The following is a 1,589-nucleotide window of genomic DNA, read 5'->3' on the forward strand; positions in this document are numbered from 1 at the left end:
CCTGAATTTTTAGTTTTCAGACAGTCCCTAGCAAAGTTTGCTTGATTGTTTGGTGAACAGGAAAACGATTACAAGCAGGCCATCTTAATTAACGAAAGGAGTGCGGAAATGAAAGATTTAACAAAGGGGAAACCGTTAAAATTAATTTTCTGGTTTACAATTCCATTACTAATCGGTAACATTTTTCAGCAATTTTATAGTTTGTCAGACACGTTGATCGTTGGTCAGACGCTTGGGGTCAAAGCCTTAGCAGCTGTCGGGTCAACGGGGAGTGTCCAGTTCTTGATTATCGGGTTCGCGCAAGGCTTGACGGCCGGGCTGTCGATTTTAACGGCGCAACATTTTGGTGCCCGTGATTTTAAAGCAGTTCGGCGGAGTTTTGCCATCAGTATCGTGGTCAGTTTGATCGTCGGTATTATTTTGACGGTACTGTCACTGATATTTGTGGACCATATTTTGTTGTTGATGCAGACGCCGACGGATATTATCGCGGATGCCCGGACCTTCTTACAAATCATGCTTGGCGGGATGTTAGCCCCGATTGGGTTTATCTTGTTGTCGAACATCATTCGCGCACTCGGCGATAGTCGGACACCGTTGTGGTTTCTGATTATCAGTGCCTTAATTAATATTGGCCTTGAATTACTGTTCATTCTGGTCTTTAAGTGGGGCATCGCCGGTGCTAGCTGGGCCACCATTCTGGCACAAGCGATTGCGACCTTGATGTGCGTGGTGTATATCATGGTCAAGGTGCCGATTCTGCACATTGGTTGGCGCCATTTCAAACTAGTCTGGGCAGAAGTACGAGCGCATTTAAACGTCGGCTTACCCATGGCGTTTCAAATGTCGATCATTGCGATTGGGACGATTGTGCTACAAGCTGCTCTGAATAGTCTCGGAACGAACTCTGTGGCCGCAACGACTGCCGCTCAAAAAATTGACCAATTGGCGACGCAACCGCTGATGTCGTTTGGGGTCACGATGTCGACCTTTGCGGCTCAAAATTACGGCGCCCACAAGTATGAACGGATTATTACTGGTGTCAAACAAACGATGTGGCTGTCGGGGGGCTTTAGTGTCGTTGCTGGTCTGATTGAAATTATCTGGGGCAAGCAACTGGTCGGCTTCTTCGTTGGTCATCAAGATGTGGCCGTCCTGAACTTGTCGCAGACGTATTTTAACGTCATTGGGAGTACTTATTTATTACTGTCGATGCTCTTCATTATGCGTAACACGCTTCAAGGTCTGGGTCGCAGTGCGATTCCGACACTGGCCGGAGCCGCGGAACTATTCATGCGGGTGTTCGCTGCTTTGATTTTGGTTCGACTGCTCGGTTACGCCGGGGCATGTAGCTCAGAACCACTAGCCTGGCTGGGATCGTGTGCCGTACTTTTGCCAGCGTACATTAAGTCCGTTCGTGATTTGCGGCGTCAAGAACGCATGACGACCGTGGTCGCTGAAGAACCGACGCCTATTTTGGCAGATTCAGACAAATCATAATTAAGACTTGCAACAAGCTAGATTTTTTGATAATATTTGTTATCAATTTTATTTTAAAGACTTATAAGATGATTGAACGAAAGACGGGG

At 46.9% G+C, this 1,589-nt stretch carries 1 protein-coding gene; it reads left to right on the forward strand.

Translation table 11 applies throughout. The features are described 5' to 3' along the window. Positions 1–108 precede the first annotated feature (108 nt). Entirely contained in the window at positions 109–1,500 is a 1,392-nt protein-coding gene (locus FC65_RS10600; RefSeq protein WP_056972703.1) for an MATE family efflux transporter, read from the forward strand. The last annotated feature ends 89 nt before the right edge of the window (positions 1,501–1,589 follow it).

Origin of the sequence: Ligilactobacillus acidipiscis DSM 15836 (assembly GCF_001435755.1) — a bacterium.
GTDB lineage: Bacteria > Bacillota > Bacilli > Lactobacillales > Lactobacillaceae > Ligilactobacillus > Ligilactobacillus acidipiscis.